We start from the raw sequence: 19,621 nt of genomic DNA on the forward strand, positions 1-19,621 counted from the left end.
CCCCGAACTGCGTCCGACGCTTGCGTCCGCCGCCCCGCCCGCCATATTGAGGAGGCCATGGGGTACATCGCCCGCGCTATCATCACCGTCGTGCTCTTCAGCCTCGTGATGTGGCTGGTCGCGGTCGGACTGAAGGTCACGTTATTGCCGGCCTCCGACCAGTTGGCCGAATGGCTTGGAGAGGGGCCGACCCTAGCCCTCATTGCTGCGGTCTTCCTCGCGATCGGCATACCCAGTTACCTCACGAGCGCTCGGGCGGCCAAGGCGCGGCGCTCCGACCGGTCGTTCTGAGACTGAAGCATCTGCCGCACGAAGCGCTCAGTGGCGTTCGCCGGGATCTCACCGCGTTCCGCTGCTGCGAGCCGAGCCTCCAAGGCAGAGATCAATGCCTCCCGCTCGGGCCCTGCCTTCATCGTGAGGATCGCGGCCGCCTCGCGGTTGCGCGTGAGATCCGCTGCCCGCCCGATGGCGCTCGTCCCTAGCCGCAGTGCTCTCATGCCGGCGCCGGCTGCTGCGCCGGTCTTTCCAGCAATCAGGCCCGGCAGCAGAACGCCCTGTTCGCCAGACGAGGCTGACACCTCCCGGGGAGCCATCTCGCCCGCTGCCGTGAGGCGCTGCGCGCTCTGCGAGTTCTCCACGATGCGCCGGTTCGCGATGTCGAAAGCTGCCTCTCGGTCGACGGCAGCCGCCAGCCCCGCGGTCGGCTCCTCCCCGAACACCGTGCCCATGCGCGAGCGGTTGTAGTCGCCCTCGCCAAGCAGCGCCTTCCGCAGGGCCAGCCGGTCGTTGAGCTGCGTGCCCGTCAGGCGATCCACCTCGGCACGCAGGCCCGCTCGCTGCGCATCCGCAACCTCGGGCGTCATGGCTGCGGTGTCGGCGGCGAGCTGTGCCGGCCGGGCAGCCTCGCGCCCGCCGTTGAGGAGCGTCTGCCCTCGGTCGAACGCCTCGCGCTGCTGAAAGAAGTGCTGCGCCGTCCGGTTCGCGTCGGCGTACCCGGGCACCTGAGCCTCAAGGGCTTGGTTCAACTCGCTCCGAACCGTGGTGAGCGCCCGAAGCTCGCTGCGGGCTGCCGAACCCTGCTGGCTACGGACGGCCGCGATCTGAGCGTCGAGGGCTTCCTTGGCGTTATGCAGCGCCTCTGGACGCCTGTCGGGCACCAGGGCACGACCGACGCCTTCCACGTCGCCTTCGGTGTGGAGTAGGCTCCAAGCGCGCTGCAGGGCGTGCTGAGCCCCGCCCTTCTCCTGCTCGCCGAGACGCCCGATGGTAGCGAGTACGTCGCTGGTATCGACCCTGCCGGGATTGGAGAGGGCCGCCTGGTAGAGGCGAGGCACCGCAGCGTCGTACGCATCGTCCAGCGCAGCGTTGAATGCCGCCGGATCTCGCGTCGCTCCGAGGGTAGCATCCACATCGGCCGCAAGGCGTGCGTTGGCGCCGGCAGCCCGCTCCGTGATGGGGGCAGTGATCGTCTCCCGCGTCTCTGGCCGGATCGCTAAGCCCTGCGCGCGTCCCTCGAAGGAGGGCGAAGCATCAAGCAGCATTCCCTCAGGGCCGAGGTCGGCAAGGCGCGCTCGCACCGCGTCAGCACCACCAGAATTCTTCAGATCCTCCGCAAGCTTCGCAGCCGCCGCGTTGCTCGCACCCGGGACCTCGACATTGCGAGGGCCGAGAACACTACTGGCCGCGCGGACGCCCTTGCCGATCGCAGCGCCCGCGAGAGGGCCCGTTAGACCAAGAGCACCGCCGAGCAAAGCTCCTTTCCGAATATCCTGAAGGTCCCCGTCACTCCGCACGGCGGCGTCGGCTCCACCGAGAGCCACTGAGGTAAGTCCTGAGGCACCGGTCCGCGCCGCTAGGCCAGCCGTACCGGCCCCGAATGCTGCCGGAGCAGCAGCCACCAGAGGCGCGGTTCCGACCACGCCGCCCAGCAACTCCCCGCCCGTCGTCGCCTTCGGGTTCGTGTTGGCCGCACGTTCCCCGAAGTTCTCGACGTCCTTCAGGGCCTGGTCATAGGGAATGCCGAAGGAGGTTGCCCGCAGGAAGGCGGCCATCTTGTTGGTGCCCCTGAGCAGCGCGGGGCCGATCACCGGGACGCCGTTGATGATGCCTCGCCCCACGGCGGCGGATCCGGTGTCGAAGTCCTGCCCCATCTTCTGCTGGTAGACAGTGAGGAGCGCCTTTTCCTGCCGCTGGTCGACGGCCAGAGGATCCACACCTTCCCGGGTTAGCCGTGCACGCGCCTCAGGCGTCCATTGGCCGGCGCTGTTGCGTGCGCTGAGCCCACGCTCAAAGAACGGCTGCAACGCCGCTGTAGCTCGATCCTGGACGTTCCCAGCCGGGTCCATGACGGTGGGCGTCGGCGGCGTGTCGAACTGGTCGAAGAAGTTGCTGCCAGCCGCAGGCGAGCGTCCGGGGGCTGCCGGGGCGTCGAACTGGTCGAAGAAGTTCGCCATCACTGGCTCCCGAGGATGCTGTCGGCAGCCCCAGGCCCATACTTCGCGTCAAACTCAGCACGGCGGCTTCGATCAGACCTGAGGGCGGAGATGGCGGCTGCCGGCGGCGCCGACTGAACAGCCGGGCTCTGGCCTAACGGGCTACCCTGCTGGCCGACCTTGTAGTCCTGCAGCTTGCCCTCGCCGTCGTAGATGAACTTCGGGCGGTAGCTTGCCCCGGCATCGCGAGCCATGCCCTCCGTCGCCGTCTGGCGCAGCTTCCGCTTGCGCTCAACTTCGGCTGCAGGATCCCCAGGCAGAGGGAAGTACTGACGGTCTGCGGCGTCGTACTCCGACTGTCCGATCGCCGCGCCCGACTCCTTACGAAGCTGCGCCGCGATCCAGTTTTCCTTTGCCGATTTGTAGGAGCGATAAGCGTCGGAGTTAAAGAACGACCCGAGCGCGCCTCCGATCACCGGAACGCTACCTGGCGCCCGCTCTAGCCGGCTCGTGCCGACCGCATCCTCAAGGGTGGTCTCTCCGTCCTTCTGCAGGCCCCGGAACGTCTGCTCGTTCTGGAACATGCGGTCCGCGAAGCCACCAGACTTCAACTCGGCCTCGGTCTGCTTGCCCCCGCCCGGGTTGGCATAGGGGTTCATGGTCACGCCACTGTTCGCGGGAAGCTGGCCCGTGAGGCCGTAAGCCTGAAGCGCGGCGCCGGTCAGACCCGCCTTCTGACCGTCCTCCATGTTCTGGTCGTAGGTGGACTTCTTGCCGGGCGTAAGCGACGTGACCTTGCCATCTTTGTCGATGCTGATGGTGGCGCCCGTCGCCGGGTCCGTACGGAGATCTGGAGCGTTGGCCTTGTCCTTCGCGAGGTCCAACTGCTCTCGCTGAAGGCCCTGGCTGAACTTCGTGTTCTCCATGCTGTTGGCCAGCGACCGCTCCTGCAGGCCGTAGCTCCGATCCGTGTTCGCCTGCGACTGCGCCGCGTCCTGCCGGCCTGTCTGAAAGGCGCGCTCGTCCTTCGACCGCTGGTAGACGAGAGCGTCGCGATCCTGCTGCGCCTTCATCTGTGACTGCAGGATCGTGGGGAGGTTGCCGAGCGGATTGAAGCGGTTACCCGACAGCAAAGCCAGGCCGATGGAGGTCATCAGGTTGCCGGCATTGAACCCGCTGTCCGCCGGCTTGGATGCCGCGTAGGCGCTGGGGCTGAAGGTGTCGGCACCAGACCCGCCCGTGAGCGTGCCCGAGCCCTCGTTGCCTGCGATCATGGTAGACCCGCCGACCGGGGATGCGCCGTCGAACTTGCTCGTCCAGCGGCTCGCAAGCTGTCCTGCCGAGAGGCCACCGCCTGCATTCAGCCGAGCGGCATCGCCACCGACCACAGCCGCCGCCGAGGCGTTCGGGTTGGCCAGAAGGTTAGCAGCGCCACCCGACCCCTGTTGGTGGGCGAGATACAGTTCACCGCCGGTCGGGTCGCGGCCGAGACGCTGGCGCAGGTAATCTTGATTGTCGCCGGCCAACTGCGCAGCAGCCAGTGTCGCTAGCACGGGGTCGCGCTTGTCAGCCGAGGAGTTCAGCCCGTAGTTGCGGCCCGTGCTGTTGATGAACTGGAACAGGCCCTCAGCCGATGAGTTCGGGTTCTTGGCATTCGGGTTGCCACGGCTCTCGATCTGCGCCGTCCGGCCGAGAAAGCCTGCAGGGAGCCCTCCCTCTTGCTCTAGCAGGGCGTAGAGCTTGCGCAGATCACCCGACTGCACCGCAGCGTCGAAATCGGCGTCGGGGGCGCCAGGGTCCATCGTATCAGGGTACGCCATGGATCAGGCCTCCGAGCCGTAGACGACGAGGTGCACGAGGTCGTCGCGAAGCTCCCGGGCCTCATCCATCGCCCCGAAGGCAGCAACGAGTTCGAGTCCACTGGCCGCTGCGATAGGAGCCGCACCCTCGTTGGGATCGGCCGAGGCAACGGCCGCCTGCTGCGCGAGGAACAGGCCGAGGTGTCGGTGCGCCGCGATCAGGCGCTCGAAGAACGCTTGCCTGAAGGGCGGCAGCTTCTCAGTCGCGTACTCGCGCACCGCTGTATCAAGGTCGCTGCCGGATACGTCGTCCTCTCGCAGGGCCGCCAGAGCCGCATAGAGGGCTTCGCGGGTCATGTCGGGGCAATCGCTGCTGATCCGGTCCTGAACGGCGCGGCGAATGTATTCGCCGGGCGGCTCCCCCCGCTGGCGTGCAGCCGCGCGGATTTGCTCGCGGAGATCAGAGCGAGCACGGAACGAAAGCACTTCCGGCATTTGCCGGCGCTTCAATCGGTCTGGGATAGGGGCATTAGACATCTGCGCGACACCAATCTAGCCGCACATGGTCTACCATGACCCAAGTTATTCAGCAAATATCCAGACAATTATCCGCTCTAGTAGGCTGCTGTTGCCAAGTTTCTATTCTTTGGGTTCCTGCGACGCCCTCTCGTTTTTCATAGCCTCCGTGTAAGCCTGAAGCCACGCTGGCTCCTCGACTGTGAGCCCGTGGAAAATGCTGTCAGCAGAGAAGCGCGCTATCTCTAGACCCGCGTTGATCGCAACGTCAGAAGGCTCCGCGTCGCGACTACCCGCCATTTTATCCGAGGGTCGGAAGTTCAGCAGGATTGCCCGCATAGCGATGAGCGCGCGGTTCATCGTGTCTGCGTCACTATGGAATGGCTTTCCAGTCTGGATCTGCGCGAGGACAGCGCAAGACGACAAGGCTTGCATGAAAGTCGCGATTTCTCGGGTGCCAAATCTAGCTGAGATCTCGTCTTGCTGACGTCCGTAACTCTCAAGCTCATGAACGATTTCAAGATTAAGCGAGGTTTTACGATAATTGGCCCGGTCTTCGACATCCTTACGCACCCGCTCGGGCAGTCGCAGGGTGAGCGATACCTTCTCATTCGGGTCGCGCGCCATGATCCGTCATCCACAAAGGCTAACTGCTGCCAACCAGCCCTTACTTGGTAGTACGGCCCGATCAGGCGCACAAGTGCGCCCAGACGCCATATTTGACACCGACAGCGAATGGCATCATATCTGAGCCTACTGCTCCGCGTCGGAGCGCACGAGGTTCGGCCGATGACTTCGCAGGAGATGATGACCGAGCTGAGCAAAGCGACGCTCCCGATCCCAGTCGCCGGCAAGCTTCTGGGGATCAGCCGCGACACTGCATACGACGCGGCAAGGAGTGGTGATTTGCCAACACTGCGGTTCGGGCGGCGCCTCGTCGTCCCGACGAGCAAGCTCAGAGAAATGCTTGGGCTGCCGCCGCAGAAAACAGCCGCCTGATCCGCCGGCAATCGCGGATCACTCCCCACGGAGAGGACGACCCAAATGAAAGAAGCCCCCGCCACGGGCATGGCGAAGGCTTCTCGGAATGTCGCAGTTGGCACAGCAGACTTCTCCGAGATAGCACTCCCCAGCCTCGATTTCCAGAAGCATCGTCTCAGGGTCCGCTACGGAATTCCTGAAGCCACAGCCGGCCTCCTCGCCGAGCTGGCGCTCGCGCGCTCCGATACGTGGAGCGCCCGGCGATGAACGCGCGCACTCCCTTCCCCGCTCGCGTCCGGCTGCTGATCCCTCTTCTCGCCTCCAAACACGTGGGCGAGGTGGTCGGAACAGCCGGCGCTCTGGGTCGCACCCTTGAGGGTGCCGGCCTCGACTACCACGACCTAGCGGCCGCGATCCCGATTACGGCCGACGAGGCCACCATGCCGGCATTCGACACGTCGGGTTGGCAGGCTGCCTCAGCCCGACCAGCGCCGCCGTACCGACCGAGCCGGCGGTCTCACTACGTGTTCACCCCAGCCCAGACGGCAGAGCATCGGCGCATGGCCCTGTTCTGCAGGAATGAGGACCATGGTCGTCTCAGCCCCCGTGAGCGTGAGTTCGTAGCCAATGTCGCGTCCTGGCGACGTGAGCTGAGCATCGCCCAGGCCGATTGGTTGGCCGACATCACCGACCGGCTTGAGGATCCGTACTGTGCTGAGCAGGGGAGGGCGGGCGTCTGATGGCCTTCTCCCTCTGCACCCCGACCACGTTCCTTCTGTCGCGACCGGAGGCGTAGCTATGCGCTTCCGCATCGAACCCCGTGATGTGCCGCCGGACGTGGCTGCCCGCCGCCTCGGCAAGTCACCATCCGACTTTGCGGCTGCTCTGAGCAAGCTGATCGCTCGGGGTTTCCCTCGGCCGGATCCAGACACCGGCAACTTCGATCTGATGGCGATCGAACGGTGGTGTGACACTCGCCACCCGCACCTCTTCAGCTTGACCGCTCAACCCGTAGCCCGCGACGCTCAGGCCGTCGTGGGCAGCAGGTTGGCGAGGATGCGCGGTGACTAAGGTGAAGATCCCCAACTATCAGGTCAGGCGCAACCGTCGTGGGTTTTGGGAGCCCACGAAGAAGATGCGCCTGCTCGGCTTCCAGAGCGTTCCGTGCGGTGTCGACGGACCTGACGCATGGGCGACTGCCCAAGCCTGGAACGATCGGTGGCAGAAGACGCGCCGCGGCGAGGATCCGGCGCCCGCTCTGATTGCTGCCGAACTGAACCTCTCGCCCGAGCGGGCGGAGGAGCTGACCGTCTATCCCTACGGTTCGATCGGTGAAGCATTTCGACGCTATCGGCGCACTGTAGAGTGGGCCGAGCGGAAGGCACCCCGAACTCGCGAGGATTGGTGGCGCGGCTGGCGACGGATCAAGCCCATTTTCGGCGACGTCGACCCACGCACGGTGACGCTCGAAGAGATCAGCGAGTGGCGCAAGATCATCGAGGAGCGCGTGTCGCTCCGTGAGGCCCATAGAGCTCTGAAAATCTGGAGGGCTCTGTGGCAGGTGATGGGCGGCCTGCACTACTGCGACAAGAACCGCGACCCCTCCTGGGGTGTTCGGAATACCGCAGCGGCCGGGCGCTCACAGACCTGGACGGAAGGCGAAGCAGTTCGGCTCGTCAAGCGCGCTTGGCGAATGGGATACCGCGGTCTGGCCGCCGGGCTTGCTGTCATGTGGGACACGCAGCTGTCACCGGGCGATGTGCGAGCGCTGACCGCCGGCCAGCGAACCCGAGACCGGCTCGGCCGCGCGTTCTTCACTGAGCGTAGCAAGACAGGCGCTGCCGTGGGGGGCGTTCTGTCCGCACGGTCGGCTTTTGCGCTCGACGCTTACCTGAGCCGTCTCGGGGTCGACCTACACGCTGAGGCGCAGGTGATCCGGAACCGATCCGGTCAGCCCTACCTCAAGAACGCTTTCGCTGAAGATTTCCGCGAGGTGCGCGCTGCTGAGTTCGGCCACCTTGAGCGTCGACAGATGCTCGATTTTCGCCGCTCGGGCGCGGTCGAGGCGATCGTCGGTGAAGCCAAGTCCGAGCAGCTGGCCCACGCGATGGGCAACACGCTGTCAGCATCGAACGCACTCTTTGAAACCTACGTGCCCGTCCAGACGGCGACGATCGTTCAAGTCGCCGAAGCGCGGCGGCGTGGGCGGCGCAAGCTTCGAGAGGAGAACGGATGAGCAGCAAAAGTCGGAACACCCGGCCAACCGAAGTCGGAACAGGAAGCTACGAAGCGATGCAAGCTATTGAAAAACCTGGCGCGGGCGACGGGGCTCGAACCCGCGACCTCCGGCGTGACAGGCCGGCACTCTAACCAACTGAGCTACGCCCGCGTGGCGGTCGCCTCAAGGGGCGACGGGCCGGGGTTTAGGTGGGCGGCCGGGGGCTGTCAAGCAGAGTCGCGGCACAAAGGTCCGCGCCCTCGCCCGCGGCTCGCCCGGCGGCAAACCGCCGTGCGCGGCGGCCCCGCGCTGCGCCGATCTGCCATCCTGCGCGGGGCCTGACACCGCCCCATCTCCCGTTGCGCAGGGTCCATTGTGCGACGCGCAATGCCCTTGTTTCACCCGGACCGCTCGTCTAATCCACGCCCCGAGCGCACTCTGGCATTGGAGCAATTCCATTTGCCGCCCGAGTCGACGAGGGTGCCGCGGCAAAACCCGAGCGAGAGGTGTCGCATGACCGGTCTCCTGGCGGATTACCTGCCCCTCATCGTCTTCATCGGCGTGTCGCTGTTCATTGCCGTCGCGCTCCTCGTGGCGCCGTTCCTCGTGGCCTACAACAGCCCCGATCCGGAGAAGCTGTCGGCCTACGAGTGCGGCTTCAACGCCTTCGACGACGCGCGCATGAAGTTCGACGTGCGCTTCTACCTCGTCGCCATCCTGTTCATCATCTTCGACCTCGAGGTGGCCTTCCTGTTTCCCTGGGCCATCACCTTCGGGGAGCTCGGCTGGTTCGGCTTCTGGTCGATGATGATCTTCCTCGGCGTGCTGACGGTCGGCTTCGTCTACGAGTGGCGCAAGGGCGCCCTCGAATGGGACTAGCCGCCGACGCCGCCCCGGCCCTCCGGCCGCCCCACCCGCGTTTCCGAGGCATCCATGGCCTTCACGCCTGAACTCTCCCGCGCCCCGACGATCGCCCCGCAGGCGAAGGGCCTCGTCGACCCGGCCACCGGCCGGCCCATCGGTGCCGACGACCCGACCTTCCTGTCGATCTCGGACGAGCTCGCCGACCGCGGCTTCCTCGTCACCTCGGCGGACGAGCTGATCAACTGGGCCCGCACCGGCTCGCTGATGTGGATGACCTTCGGCCTCGCCTGCTGCGCGGTCGAGATGATGCAGATGTCGATGCCGCGCTACGATTGCGAGCGCTTCGGCTTCGCCCCGCGCGGCAGCCCGCGCCAGTCCGACGTGATGATCGTGGCCGGCACGCTCACCAACAAGATGGCCCCGGCGCTCCGCAAGGTCTACGACCAGATGCCGGAGCCGCGCTACGTCATCTCCATGGGCTCCTGCGCCAACGGCGGCGGCTACTACCACTATTCCTACTCGGTGGTGCGCGGCTGCGACCGCGTGGTGCCGGTGGACATCTACGTGCCCGGCTGCCCGCCCACCGCCGAGGCGCTGCTCTACGGCGTGCTGCTCCTGCAGAAGAAGATCCGCCGCCTCGGCACGATCGAGCGCTGAGGGCGAGCCATGACCAACGGCATCTCGATCCTCCCCCACACGCAGCCGGCCTCGGGCGAGGCCGCGTTGGAGGCGCTCGGCGCGCGCATCGCCGGCGCCCTCGGCCCGGCGGTCGTCGACCGCACCATCGCCTTCGGCGAGCTGAGCCTCGTGGTGCAGGCCTCCGACATCGCCTACGCGCTGACCTACCTGCGCGACGACCCGGCCTGCGCCTTCCGCTGCTTCATCGACATCTGCGGCGTCGACTACCCGGCGCGGGCGCAGCGCTTCGACGTGGTCTACCACCTGCTGTCGCTGCGCCACAACGCGCGCATCCGCGTGAAGGTGCAGACGGACGAGAACACGCCCGTCCCCTCCGTCATCGAGGTCTTCCCCGCAGCGAACTGGTTCGAGCGCGAGACCTACGACCTTTACGGCATCCTGTTCTCCGGCCACCCGGACCTGCGCCGCCTCCTCACCGACTACGGCTTCGAGGGTCATCCCCTGCGCAAGGACTTCCCGCTCACCGGCTTCGTCGAGGTCCGCTACGACCAGGACGAGGCGCGCGTCGTCTACGAGCCCGTGAAGCTCACCCAGGAGTTCCGGAACTTCGACTTCCTCTCGCCCTGGGAGGGCACGGAGTACGTGCTGCCGGGGGACGAAAAGGCGCGGAAGAGCGAATAGAGAGTAGCGAATAGCGAATAGGGGGGCGCGTGGCTTCGTCGGCGATCACCTCCTATCGGGACCTGAAGGTTTGGCAGGACGCAATGGCATTGGCTGAGGCCTGTTACCGCGAGACGCGGACGTTCCCCCGGGAGGAAATGTTCGGCCTGACCGCGCAAATCCGCCGGTCGGCGGTGTCCGTCGCGGCCAACATCGCCGAGGGGCACGGGCGCGAGACCGCCGGTGCCTTCGTCCAGTTCCTGCGGGTCGCTCAAGGCTCGCTCAAGGAACTCGAGACGCACCTGCTGCTGTCGTCCCGCATCGGGGTCATGGCAGCGGCAACGACGGACGAGCTTCTCGCCCGCAGCGACGAGATCGGGCGGATGGTGCGTGCGCTGATCCGCTCACTGCAGAACGCAGCGAACGGGCGATAGGAGCACGACGATGCCGCAGCGTCCCTACTCGCTATTCGCTACTCCCTATTCGCTCTCCGGCGGAGCCGGCCGATGACCGAACACAACATCCGCAACTTCGCGATCAACTTCGGGCCGCAGCACCCGGCGGCGCACGGGGTGCTGCGCCTCGTGCTGGAACTCGACGGCGAGGTGGTCGAGCGGGTCGACCCGCATATCGGGCTTCTGCACCGGGGCACCGAGAAGCTCATCGAGCACAAGACCTACCTGCAGGCGACGCCCTACTTCGACCGGCTCGACTACGTGTCGCCGATGAACCAGGAGCACGCCTTCTGCCTCGCCATCGAGCGGCTGCTCGGGCTCGCGGTGCCGCGCCGCGCGCAGCTGATCCGCACGCTGTTCTGCGAGATCGGGCGCCTGCTCTCCCACCTCCTCAACGTCACCACGCAGGCGATGGACGTCGGCGCGCTGACGCCGCCCCTGTGGGGCTTCGAGGAGCGCGAGAAGCTGATGATCTTCTACGAGCGCGCCTCCGGGGCGCGGCTCCACGCCAACTACTTCCGGCCGGGCGGCGTCCACCAGGACCTGCCCCCGAAGCTCATCGACGACATCGAGGCGTTCTGCGAGACCTTCCCGCAGGTGGTGGACGACCTCGACGACCTCGTCATGGCCAACCGCATCTTCAAGCAGCGCAACGTCGACATCGGCATCGTGTCGGTCGACGAGGCGATGGCCTGGGGCTTCTCGGGCGTGATGGTGCGCGGCTCCGGCATCCCGTGGGACCTGCGCAAGAGCCAGCCCTACGAGGCCTACGAGGAGATGGAGTTCGACATCCCCGTGGGACGCAACGGCGACACCTACGACCGCCAGGTGATCCGCATGGAGGAGATGCGCCAGTCCGTGCGCATCATGAAGCAGTGCATCGCCAAGCTGCGGGAGCCGGCCGGCCAGGGGCCCATCGCGGCGCTCGACGGCAAGGTGGCGCCGCCGCCGCGCCGCGAGATGAAACGCTCGATGGAGGCGCTGATCCACCACTTCAAGCTCTACACCGAGGGCTTCCACGTGCCGGCGGGCGAGGTCTACGCGGCCGTCGAGGCGCCCAAGGGCGAGTTCGGCGTCTATCTGGTCTCCGACGGCACCAACAAGCCGTACCGCTGCAAGATCCGGGCGCCGGGCTTCGCCCACCTGCAGGCGATGGACTGGATGTGCCGGGGGCACCTCCTCGCCGACGTGTCCTGCGTGCTCGGCACGCTGGACATCGTGTTCGGCGAAGTGGACCGCTGAGGGGTTTTCGACGTCATGGCCAACCGCAGACTGGCACCCGCCGCCGCGCAGCCCGAGAGCTTCGCCTTCACGCCCGAGAACGCCGCGTGGGCGCGGGGGCAGATCGCGAAGTACCCGGAGGGCCGCCAGGCCTCGGCCGTGATCCCGCTCCTCTGGAAGGCGCAGGAGCAGAACGGCGGCTGGCTGCCCCAGAAGGCGATCGAGGCGGTGGCCGACGAGCTCGGCATGCCCCACATCCGCGTGCTCGAGGTGGCGACCTTCTACACGATGTTCGCCCTCGAGCCGGTGGGGCGCTACTGGATCCAGCTCTGCGGCACGGTGCCGTGCGATTCCTGTGGCGCCCGCGAGCTGAAGGCGATGCTGCAGGAGCGCCTCGGACCGGCCGGCCACGTCAGCCCGGATGGCAACTTCTCCTGGCTCGAGGTCGAGTGCCTCGGCGCCTGCTGCAACGCGCCGATGGTGCAGATCAACCACGACTACTACGAGGACCTGACGCCCGAACTCCTCGGCCGGCTGATGGACGACCTCGCGGCCGGGCGCCCCGTGAAACCCGGCTCGCAGGCCGGCCGCGTCTCCTCGGAGCCGCAGGACGCCGTCAACACGCTGCAGGACGCGAGCCTCTTCGACGGCTCCCGCATCGGGGCTTGGCGCAAGCGCTTCGAGCAGGTCCATCAGGAAGAGGGCGATGCGGAGCGCGCCCGGGACGAGGCGGCCTCCGCCGAGAAGCAGGCCGCCGAGCAGCCGAAGCCCGCCCGGCCCGAGGCCGGCCGCGCCGTCGAGAGCCCGCCGGCCGACGCCCCGGCCCAGCGCGCGGCCGAGGGCCAGGAGCCGATCAAGAGCGAGGACCGGGACGATGCCGCCGACCGCGGCCAGTCCACGGCGAAGCACGGCGCCGCCCGCCCGACCGACGCCGCCGTCCTCGACACGCCGGCCCAGCGCGCCGCCGAGGGCGAGCCCCAGGCCGCCGAGGCCGGCGCCCAATCCTCCCTCGACCGGGACGAGGTTCCGCCCCAGCCGGAGGCCTCCGGCGCCAGCGAGGCGGAGATCGCGGCCGAGGACGAGGAGGCGCGCGTCGCCGGTGCCCTCAGGGCCCTGCCGAAGGACGCCAGCCCCGAGCAGAAGGCCGACGCGGTCGGCACCCGCCCGCCCGCCCGCGACGCGGCCCGCGGCGGCACCGCCGACGAGCTCACCCGCATCAAGGGCATCGGCCCCGGCAACCAGCGCCGCCTGCACGCGCTCGGCATCTACCATTTCGACCAGATCGCCGCCTGGACCCGCGACGAAATCGCCTGGGTCGGCACCTACCTCGCGTTCCCGGGTCGCATCGACCGCGAGGACTGGGTGGGGCAGGCAAAGGCCCTCGCCGGCAAGGAGGGCTGACCCATGGCGGAGATCACGAACGAACTCCTCTATGAGGTCCTGAAGGCGGTTCAGGCGCCCCTGGGCAACATGGACGAGAGCATGCGGGAGATGCGCGGGGAGATCGGCGGCGTGCGCACCAGCTTGCAGGCCGTGCAGACCGACATCGGGAACCTGTACGAGTCCTACGGCGCGCTCGACGCCCGCCTGTCTCGCATCGAACGCCGCCTCGATATCATCAGCGTCCCGGCCAACTGAGCGACGGGGAAGAAAGACCATGCTCTCCGATCAGGATCGCATCTTCACGAACCTCTACGGCCTGCACTCGCCGGGCCTGGAGGCGGCCAAGCAGCGCGGCGCCTGGGACGGCACCAAGTTCCTGCTGGAGATGGGCCGCGACTGGATCATCGAGGAGATGAAGGCCTCGGGCCTGCGCGGCCGCGGCGGCGCCGGCTTCCCCACCGGCCTCAAGTGGTCGTTCATGCCCAAGAAGTCGGACGGGCGCCCGCACTACCTCGTCGTCAACGCCGACGAGTCGGAGCCGGGCACCTGCAAGGACCGGGAGATCATGCGGCACGACCCGCATCTCCTGATCGAGGGTTGCATGCTGGCCTGCTTCGCCATGGGCGCGCATGCCTGCTACATCTACATCCGCGGCGAGTACGTCGCCGAGAAGCACGCCCTGCAGCGCGCCGTGGACGAGGCCTACGAGGCCCGCCTCGTCGGCCAGTCGAACGTGCACGACTACCCCTTCGACATCTACGTCCACCACGGCGCGGGCGCTTACATCTGCGGCGAGGAGACGGCCCTCATCGAGAGCCTCGAGGGCAAGAAGGGCATGCCGCGCCTCAAGCCCCCGTTCCCGGCCAACATGGGCCTCTACGGCTGCCCGACGACCGTCAACAACGTCGAGTCGATTGCGGTGGCGGGCACCATCCTGCGCCGCGGCGGCGCGTGGTTCGCGGGGCTCGGCGGCAAGAACAACACCGGCACGAAGCTGTTCTGCGTCTCGGGCCACGTGAACAAGCCCTGCAACGTCGAGGAAGAGCTCGGCATCACCTTCCGCGAGCTGATCGACCGCCATTGCGGCGGCATGCGCGGCGGCTGGGACAACCTGCTCTGCTCGATCCCCGGCGGCTCCTCGGTGCCCCTGGTGCCGGCCGAGCAGATCATCGACGCCAAGATGGATTTCGACACCCTGCGCGGCCTCGGCTCCGGCCTCGGCACCGCGGCGGTGATCGTGCTCGACCGCTCCACCGACATCGTCCAGGCCATCGCGCGCATCGCCTACTTCTACAAGCACGAGTCCTGCGGCCAGTGCACGCCCTGCCGCGAGGGCACGGGCTGGATGTGGCGGGTGATGCTGCGCATGGCGGAAGGCCGCGCCCAGAAGCGCGAGATCGACATGCTCCTCGACGTGACGAAGCAGATCGAGGGTCATACCATCTGCGCGCTGGGCGACGCGGCGGCCTGGCCGATCCAGGGCCTCATCCGCCACTTCCGCCCCGAGATCGAGAAGCGGATCGACCGCTACAGCGCGAACCCGCACGGCGAGCCCGTGCCGATGGCCGCGGAGTGATCCGCGCCGTGCCGGCACCGCAGTCCGAGACCGAGAAGCACCCATGACCAAGATCCTCGTCGACGGCACCGAGGTCGATGTCCCGGCCGAGTACACGCTGCTCCAGGCCTGCGAGGCAGCGGGCGCGGAGATCCCGCGCTTCTGCTTCCACGAGCGGCTGTCGATCGCCGGCAACTGCCGCATGTGCCTCGTGGAGCTGAAGGGTGCGCCCAAGCCCGTCGCTTCCTGCGCCTACGCCGTGAAGGACTGCCGGCCCGGCCCCAACGGCGAGCCGCCGGAGGTGCTGACGCGCTCCGGCATCACCAAGAAGGCGCGCGAGGGGGTGATGGAGTTCCTCCTCATCAACCACCCCCTCGATTGCCCGATCTGCGACCAGGGCGGCCACTGCGACCTGCAAGACCAGGCCATGGCCTACGGCGTCGACTCGACCCGCTACGGCGAGAACAAGCGGGCGGTCGAGGAGAAGTACATCGGCCCGCTGGTGCGGACCGCCATGAACCGCTGCATCCACTGCACCCGCTGCGTGCGCTTCCTCGCGGAGGTGGCCGGCGTGCCGGACCTCGGCGCCATCGGCCGCGGCGAGGACATGGAGATCACGAGCTACCTCGAGCAGGCGATGCACTCGGAGCTGCAGGGCAACGTCGCCGACCTCTGCCCGGTGGGCGCCCTGGTGCACCGGCCGCAGAGCTACAACATCCGCCCCTGGGAGCTGTCGAAGACCGAATCCGTCGACGTGATGGACGCGGTGGGCTCGGCGATCCGGGTCGACGCCCGCGGCCGGGAGGTCATGCAGATCGAGCCCCGCGTCAACGAGGCGATCAACGAGGAGTGGATCTCCGACAAGACCCGCCACGCCGTCGACGGCCTGCGCCTGCAGCGCCTCGACCGGCCGTACCTGCGCGAGAACGGCCGCCTGCGCCCCGCCTCCTGGGGCGAGGCCTTCGCGGCCATCAAGGCGAAGCTTTCGGGCGCCGACCCGAAGCGCGTCGGCGCCATCGTGGGCGACCTCGCGGCGGTCGAGGAGACCTTCGCCTTGAAGGCCCTGATGACGGCGCTGGGCGTGACGAACCTCGACGGCCGACAGGCCGGCGAGGCGCTGGACCCGGCCTGGGGCCGGGCCGCCTACACCTTCGGCCCGACCATCCCCGGCATCGAGGAGGCGGACGCCATCCTGTTCGTCGGCGCCAACCCGCGCCTCGAGGCCTCGCTCCTCAACGTGCGCATCCGCAAGCGCTGGCGCATGGGGCCGCTGCCGGTCGGCCTGATCGGCGAGCCCGCCGACCTCACCTATCCCCGCGTGCAGATCGGCGCGGGGCCGGAGAGCCTGGCCGAGCTCGCCGCCGGCCGGCACAGCTTCGCCGAGACGCTGAAGGCCGCCGAGCGGCCGGTGGTGGTGGTCGGCATGGGCGCGCTGGCCCGGCCGGACGGGGCCGCGATCCTCGCGGCCGCCGCCGCGCTCGCCCGCGACGTCGGCGCGGTCACGCCGGACTGGAACGGCTTCGGCGTCCTGCACACGGCGGCCGCCCGGGTGGGCAGCCTCGACCTCGGCTTCGTGCCGGGGGAGGGCGGCCTCGACCTCGCCGGGATGGTGGCGCCCGGCGCCCTCGACGTGCTGTTCAACCTCGGCGCCGACGAGGTCGAGATCGGCCCGGGCGCCTTCGTGATCTACCAGGGCACCCACGGCGATCGCGGCGCGGCCCGCGCCGACGTGATCCTGCCCGGCGCCGCCTACACCGAGAAGAACGCCACCTTCGTCAACCTCGAGGGCCGGGTGCAGACCACGAACCGGGCCGGCTTCCCGCCGGGCGACGCCCGCGAGGACTGGGCGATCCTGCGCGCCCTCTCGGATGTGCTGGGCCAGCGCCTGCCCTATGATTCGCTGGGAGCGCTCCGCCGCGCCCTCTACGCCGCGCATCCGCACCTCGCGGGCCTCGACGCGGTGGCGGCGACCGACGCCCCGGCCGCGGTCGAGCGCCTCGCGGGCCTCGGCGGCAGCCCCGGGCGCGAGCCGTTCCGGTCGCCGATCCTCGACTTCTACCTCACCAACCCGGTCACCCGCGCCTCGCGGGTGCTCGCCGAATGCTCGGGGCTCGCGCGCGGGCGCGCCCTCGAGGCGGCCGAATAAGGGGCGGCACCGATGACCTTCCTCGAGGTGCTCGGCACCGTCCTGCTCATCGCGCTGAAGAGCTTCGTGCTCCTCGCCGCGCTCCTGGTCTTCATCGCCTACGCGCTGCTCGCCGACCGCAAGATCTGGGCGGCGGTGCAGCTGCGGCGCGGCCCGAACGTCGTCGGACCGTGGGGCCTGCTGCAATCCTTCGCGGATCTCCTGAAGTTCGTCCTCAAGGAGCCGGTCATCCCGGCGGGCGCCAACAAGGCGATCTTCCTCCTCGCGCCCCTCGTCTTCGCGACGCTGGCGCTGTCCTCCTGGGCGGTGATCCCGCTCGCCGAGAACTGGGCGGTGGCCGACATCAACGTCGGCATCACCTACATCTTCGCGATCTCGTCGCTCGGCGTGTACGGCGTCATCATGGGCGGCTGGGCCTCGAACTCGAAGTACGCCTTCCTGGGCGCGCTCCGCTCGGCCGCGCAGATGATCTCCTACGAGGTGTCGCTCGGCTTCGTGATCATCTGCGTGCTGCTCTGCGCCGGGAGCCTCAACCTCTCCCGGATCGTGATGGCGCAGGACACGGCGCTCGGCCTGTTCGGCTGGTACTGGCTGTGGCTGTTCCCGATGTTCGTGGTGTTCTTCATCTCGGCGCTCGCCGAGACGAACCGCCCGCCCTTCGACCTTCCGGAGGCCGAGTCCGAGCTGGTGGCCGGCTACATGGTGGAGTACTCGTCCACCCCCTACCTGCTCTTCATGCTCGGCGAGTACGTGGCCATCATGACCATGTGCGCCCTCGGCACGGTCCTGTTCCTCGGCGGCTGGCTCTCGCCCATCCCCTTCGCGCCGTTCACCTGGATCCCCGGGGTGATCTGGTTCGCCCTGAAGGCGAGCTTCCTGTTCTTCATGATCGCCATGGTGAAGGCCATGGTGCCCCGCTACCGCTACGACCAGCTGATGCGGCTGGGCTGGAAGGTCTTCCTGCCGCTCTCGCTGATCTCGGTCGTCGTCGTCGCCTTCGTCCTCAAGCTCACCGGCCTCGCGCCGGGGGCCTGACCGCCACACAGCATCCGGAGATCGCAGCATGAAGCTCGATCAAGTCGCCAAGGGCCTGCTCCTGAAGGAGTTCGTGTCGGGGTTCGTCCTCGCCATGAAGTACTTCTTCAAGCCGAAGGCGACCATCAACTACCCGTTCGAGATGGGCCACCGCGGACCCCGCTTCCGGGGCGAGCACGCCCTGCGCCGCTACCCCAACGGCGAGGAGCGCTGCATCGCCTGCAAGCTCTGCGAGGCGATCTGCCCGGCCCAGGCCATCACCATCGAGGCGGGGCCCCGCCGCAACGACGGCACGCGGCGCACCACGCGCTACGACATCGACATGGTGAAGTGCATCTACTGCGGCATGTGCCAGGAGGCCTGCCCGGTGGACGCGATCGTGGAGGGCCCGAACTTCGAGTTCTCGGTCGAGACCCGCGAGGAGCTGCTCTACGACAAGGAGAAGCTTCTCCTGAACGGGGACCGCTGGGAGCGCGAGATCGCCCGCAACCTCGCGATGGATGCGCCGTACCGCTGACGCGGTGCGGGCAAATGACGAGAGGCGAATGACGAATGGAAGGCGTCGGTGCGTGAAGCACCCCGGCCGCCCCATCCGCAAGCGTCCCCATTCGTTATTCGCCCCTCGTCATTCGCTCGCGGCGCGAGCCGCGGACATGTTGTGCCCCACCCCCGTGGGGCCTATAGACGGGCCGCCTGCGCGGCCCCGTTGGATCACGAGGCAGAAGGGGCCGCTTCGGGCGGCCGACGCTGACACCGCATGACCGCAGCCGCAGCCTTCTTCTACCTGTTCGCGGGGCTCGCCGTCGCCTCGGGCTTCATGGTGATCGCCTCGCGCAATCCCGTAGCCTCGGTGCTGTTCCTGATCCTGGCCTTCGTGAACGCGGCCGGGCTGTTCGTGCTGATGGGCGCCGAGTTCCTGGCGATGATCCTCGTCGTCGTCTACGTCGGCGCGGTCGCGGTGCTGTTCCTGTTCGTCGTGATGATGCTCGACGTGGACTTCGCCGAACTGCGCCAGGGCTTCCAGAAGTACCTGCCGGTGGGCGGGCTGATCGGCGCCGTGTTCCTGATCGAGCTGCTCCTCGTCGTCGGCTCCTGGACGATCGACCCGGGCCTCGTGCAGGCGCCGCTCGGCAACGCGGCGGCGGGCGAGAGCTTCACCAACACGGTCGCCCTCGGGCGGGTCCTCTACACGGACTACGTCTACTTCTTCCAGATCGCCGGCCTCGTGCTCCTCGTGGCGATGATCGGCGCCATCGTGCTGACCCTGCGCGACCGCCCCGGCGTGAAGCGCCAGAACATCAGCGTGCAGAACGCCCGCACGCAGGCCATGGCGGTCGAGACCCGCAAGGTGCCCTCGCGCCAGGGCGTCGAGGTCTAGGGAGGCAAGCGATGATCGGCCTGAGCCACTACCTCACCGTCGCGGCGATCCTGTTCACCCTCGGGGTGCTCGGCATCTTCATCAACCGCAAGAACGTCATCGTGATCCTGATGTCGGTGGAGCTGATCCTGCTCGCCGTGAACATCAACCTCGTGGCCTTCTCGACCCACCTCAACGACATCACCGGCCAGGTCTTCGCCCTGTTCGTGCTCACCGTCGCGGCGGCCGAGGCGGCGATCGGCCTCGCCATCCTGGTCGTGTTCTTCCGCAACCGCGGCTCCATCGCGGTGGAGGACGTGAGCATGATGAAGGGCTGAGCGCGCCAACCCCTGTCACCCT

Annotated in this window: 21 protein-coding genes and 1 tRNA gene; 17 read left to right on the top strand and 5 right to left on the bottom strand. The window is 67.9% G+C overall.

The genetic code is table 11. The features are described from left to right. The first annotated feature begins 57 nt into the window (after positions 1 to 57). Entirely contained in the window at positions 58 to 291 is a 234-nt protein-coding gene (locus tag ACLBXP_RS03120; protein WP_447666091.1) for a hypothetical protein, read from the top strand. On the opposite strand, the gene ACLBXP_RS03125 is transcribed toward ACLBXP_RS03120, so the two are convergent. The 4 genes from ACLBXP_RS03125 to ACLBXP_RS03140 all read right to left on the bottom strand — a co-directional run bounded on the left by ACLBXP_RS03125 (position 237) and on the right by ACLBXP_RS03140 (position 5,374). Continuing rightward, positions 237 to 2,453 carry a hypothetical protein gene (locus ACLBXP_RS03125; RefSeq protein ID WP_447666092.1) on the bottom strand — a complete coding sequence of 739 codons (2,217 nt, stop codon included), beginning with the start codon at positions 2,451 to 2,453 and terminating at the stop codon, positions 237 to 239. The genes ACLBXP_RS03120 and ACLBXP_RS03125 overlap by 55 nt on opposite strands. Further along, positions 2,453 to 4,252: a transglycosylase SLT domain-containing protein gene (locus ACLBXP_RS03130; protein ID WP_447666093.1), complete on the bottom strand. Its 1,800-nt coding sequence runs from the start codon at positions 4,250 to 4,252 to the stop codon at positions 2,453 to 2,455. Before ACLBXP_RS03130 ends, ACLBXP_RS03125 begins: the two co-directional genes overlap by 1 nt. 3 nt (positions 4,253 to 4,255) lie before the next feature. Then, positions 4,256 to 4,726 carry a hypothetical protein gene (locus ACLBXP_RS03135; protein ID WP_447666094.1) on the bottom strand — a complete coding sequence of 157 codons (471 nt, stop codon included), beginning with the start codon at positions 4,724 to 4,726 and terminating at the stop codon, positions 4,256 to 4,258. A 144-nt stretch (positions 4,727 to 4,870) separates the two neighbouring features. Continuing rightward, positions 4,871 to 5,374: a hypothetical protein gene (locus ACLBXP_RS03140; RefSeq protein WP_447666095.1), complete on the bottom strand. Its 504-nt coding sequence runs from the start codon at positions 5,372 to 5,374 to the stop codon at positions 4,871 to 4,873. A gap of 162 nt (positions 5,375 to 5,536) precedes the next feature. Between ACLBXP_RS03140 and ACLBXP_RS03145 the strand changes: the two genes are divergently transcribed. The 3 genes from ACLBXP_RS03145 to ACLBXP_RS03155 all read left to right on the top strand — a co-directional run bounded on the left by ACLBXP_RS03145 (position 5,537) and on the right by ACLBXP_RS03155 (position 7,964). After that, positions 5,537 to 5,746: a helix-turn-helix domain-containing protein gene (locus tag ACLBXP_RS03145; protein WP_447666096.1), complete on the top strand. Its 210-nt coding sequence runs from the start codon at positions 5,537 to 5,539 to the stop codon at positions 5,744 to 5,746. A 245-nt stretch (positions 5,747 to 5,991) separates the two neighbouring features. Further along, entirely contained in the window at positions 5,992 to 6,468 is a 477-nt protein-coding gene (locus ACLBXP_RS03150; RefSeq protein ID WP_447666097.1) for a hypothetical protein, read from the top strand. 332 nt (positions 6,469 to 6,800) lie between these two features. Continuing rightward, complete coding sequence (locus ACLBXP_RS03155; protein ID WP_447666098.1) at positions 6,801 to 7,964, top strand: hypothetical protein; 1,164 nt, start codon at positions 6,801 to 6,803, stop codon at positions 7,962 to 7,964. 76 nt (positions 7,965 to 8,040) lie between these two features. Here the strand turns inward: ACLBXP_RS03155 and ACLBXP_RS03160 are convergent. After that, positions 8,041 to 8,117 (bottom strand) — tRNA-Asp (locus tag ACLBXP_RS03160). A 342-nt stretch (positions 8,118 to 8,459) separates the two neighbouring features. Here ACLBXP_RS03160 and ACLBXP_RS03165 point away from each other — a divergent pair. The 13 genes from ACLBXP_RS03165 to nuoK all read left to right on the top strand — a co-directional run bounded on the left by ACLBXP_RS03165 (position 8,460) and on the right by nuoK (position 19,599). After that, positions 8,460 to 8,825 carry an NADH-quinone oxidoreductase subunit A gene (locus ACLBXP_RS03165; RefSeq protein ID WP_447666099.1) on the top strand — a complete coding sequence of 122 codons (366 nt, stop codon included), beginning with the start codon at positions 8,460 to 8,462 and terminating at the stop codon, positions 8,823 to 8,825. Between the two features lie 54 nt (positions 8,826 to 8,879). Continuing rightward, positions 8,880 to 9,467 (top strand): NuoB/complex I 20 kDa subunit family protein, encoded by a 588-nt coding sequence (locus ACLBXP_RS03170; RefSeq protein ID WP_447666100.1) that lies wholly within the window; start codon positions 8,880 to 8,882, stop codon positions 9,465 to 9,467. 9 nt (positions 9,468 to 9,476) lie between these two features. Beyond that, positions 9,477 to 10,130 carry an NADH-quinone oxidoreductase subunit C gene (locus ACLBXP_RS03175; RefSeq protein ID WP_447666101.1) on the top strand — a complete coding sequence of 218 codons (654 nt, stop codon included), beginning with the start codon at positions 9,477 to 9,479 and terminating at the stop codon, positions 10,128 to 10,130. An 83-nt stretch (positions 10,131 to 10,213) separates the two neighbouring features. After that, positions 10,214 to 10,543: a four helix bundle protein gene (locus ACLBXP_RS03180; protein WP_447666214.1), complete on the top strand. Its 330-nt coding sequence runs from the start codon at positions 10,214 to 10,216 to the stop codon at positions 10,541 to 10,543. Positions 10,544 to 10,615: 72 nt separating this feature from the next. Next, on the top strand, positions 10,616 to 11,806 hold the full coding sequence (locus ACLBXP_RS03185) for an NADH-quinone oxidoreductase subunit D (protein WP_447666102.1): 1,191 nt from the start codon (positions 10,616 to 10,618) through the stop codon (positions 11,804 to 11,806). A 15-nt stretch (positions 11,807 to 11,821) separates the two neighbouring features. Further along, the gene (gene nuoE, locus ACLBXP_RS03190; RefSeq protein ID WP_447666103.1) at positions 11,822 to 13,186 is read left to right on the top strand and encodes an NADH-quinone oxidoreductase subunit NuoE; all 1,365 of its coding nucleotides are present in this window, start codon (positions 11,822 to 11,824) and stop codon (positions 13,184 to 13,186) included. A 3-nt stretch (positions 13,187 to 13,189) separates the two neighbouring features. Next, complete coding sequence (locus tag ACLBXP_RS03195; RefSeq protein ID WP_447666104.1) at positions 13,190 to 13,423, top strand: hypothetical protein; 234 nt, start codon at positions 13,190 to 13,192, stop codon at positions 13,421 to 13,423. Between the two features lie 19 nt (positions 13,424 to 13,442). Then, positions 13,443 to 14,744 carry an NADH-quinone oxidoreductase subunit NuoF gene (gene nuoF, locus ACLBXP_RS03200; RefSeq protein ID WP_447666105.1) on the top strand — a complete coding sequence of 434 codons (1,302 nt, stop codon included), beginning with the start codon at positions 13,443 to 13,445 and terminating at the stop codon, positions 14,742 to 14,744. A 43-nt stretch (positions 14,745 to 14,787) separates the two neighbouring features. Beyond that, positions 14,788 to 16,869, top strand: a complete 2,082-nt coding sequence (nuoG, locus tag ACLBXP_RS03205; protein ID WP_447666106.1) for an NADH-quinone oxidoreductase subunit NuoG — start codon at positions 14,788 to 14,790, stop codon at positions 16,867 to 16,869. Between the two features lie 12 nt (positions 16,870 to 16,881). After that, a complete protein-coding gene (gene nuoH, locus ACLBXP_RS03210) occupies positions 16,882 to 17,904 on the top strand; it encodes an NADH-quinone oxidoreductase subunit NuoH (protein WP_447666107.1) in 1,023 nt (340 codons plus the stop codon). Positions 17,905 to 17,932: 28 nt separating this feature from the next. Next, on the top strand, positions 17,933 to 18,421 hold the full coding sequence (gene nuoI / locus ACLBXP_RS03215; RefSeq protein WP_147726108.1) for an NADH-quinone oxidoreductase subunit NuoI: 489 nt from the start codon (positions 17,933 to 17,935) through the stop codon (positions 18,419 to 18,421). A gap of 240 nt (positions 18,422 to 18,661) precedes the next feature. Beyond that, a complete protein-coding gene (locus tag ACLBXP_RS03220) occupies positions 18,662 to 19,282 on the top strand; it encodes an NADH-quinone oxidoreductase subunit J (protein WP_447666108.1) in 621 nt (206 codons plus the stop codon). An 11-nt stretch (positions 19,283 to 19,293) separates the two neighbouring features. Next, the gene (gene nuoK / locus ACLBXP_RS03225; protein ID WP_003598182.1) at positions 19,294 to 19,599 is read left to right on the top strand and encodes an NADH-quinone oxidoreductase subunit NuoK; all 306 of its coding nucleotides are present in this window, start codon (positions 19,294 to 19,296) and stop codon (positions 19,597 to 19,599) included. Positions 19,600 to 19,621 lie beyond the last annotated feature (22 nt).

It is taken from the genome of Methylobacterium sp. A54F (genome assembly GCF_053346035.1).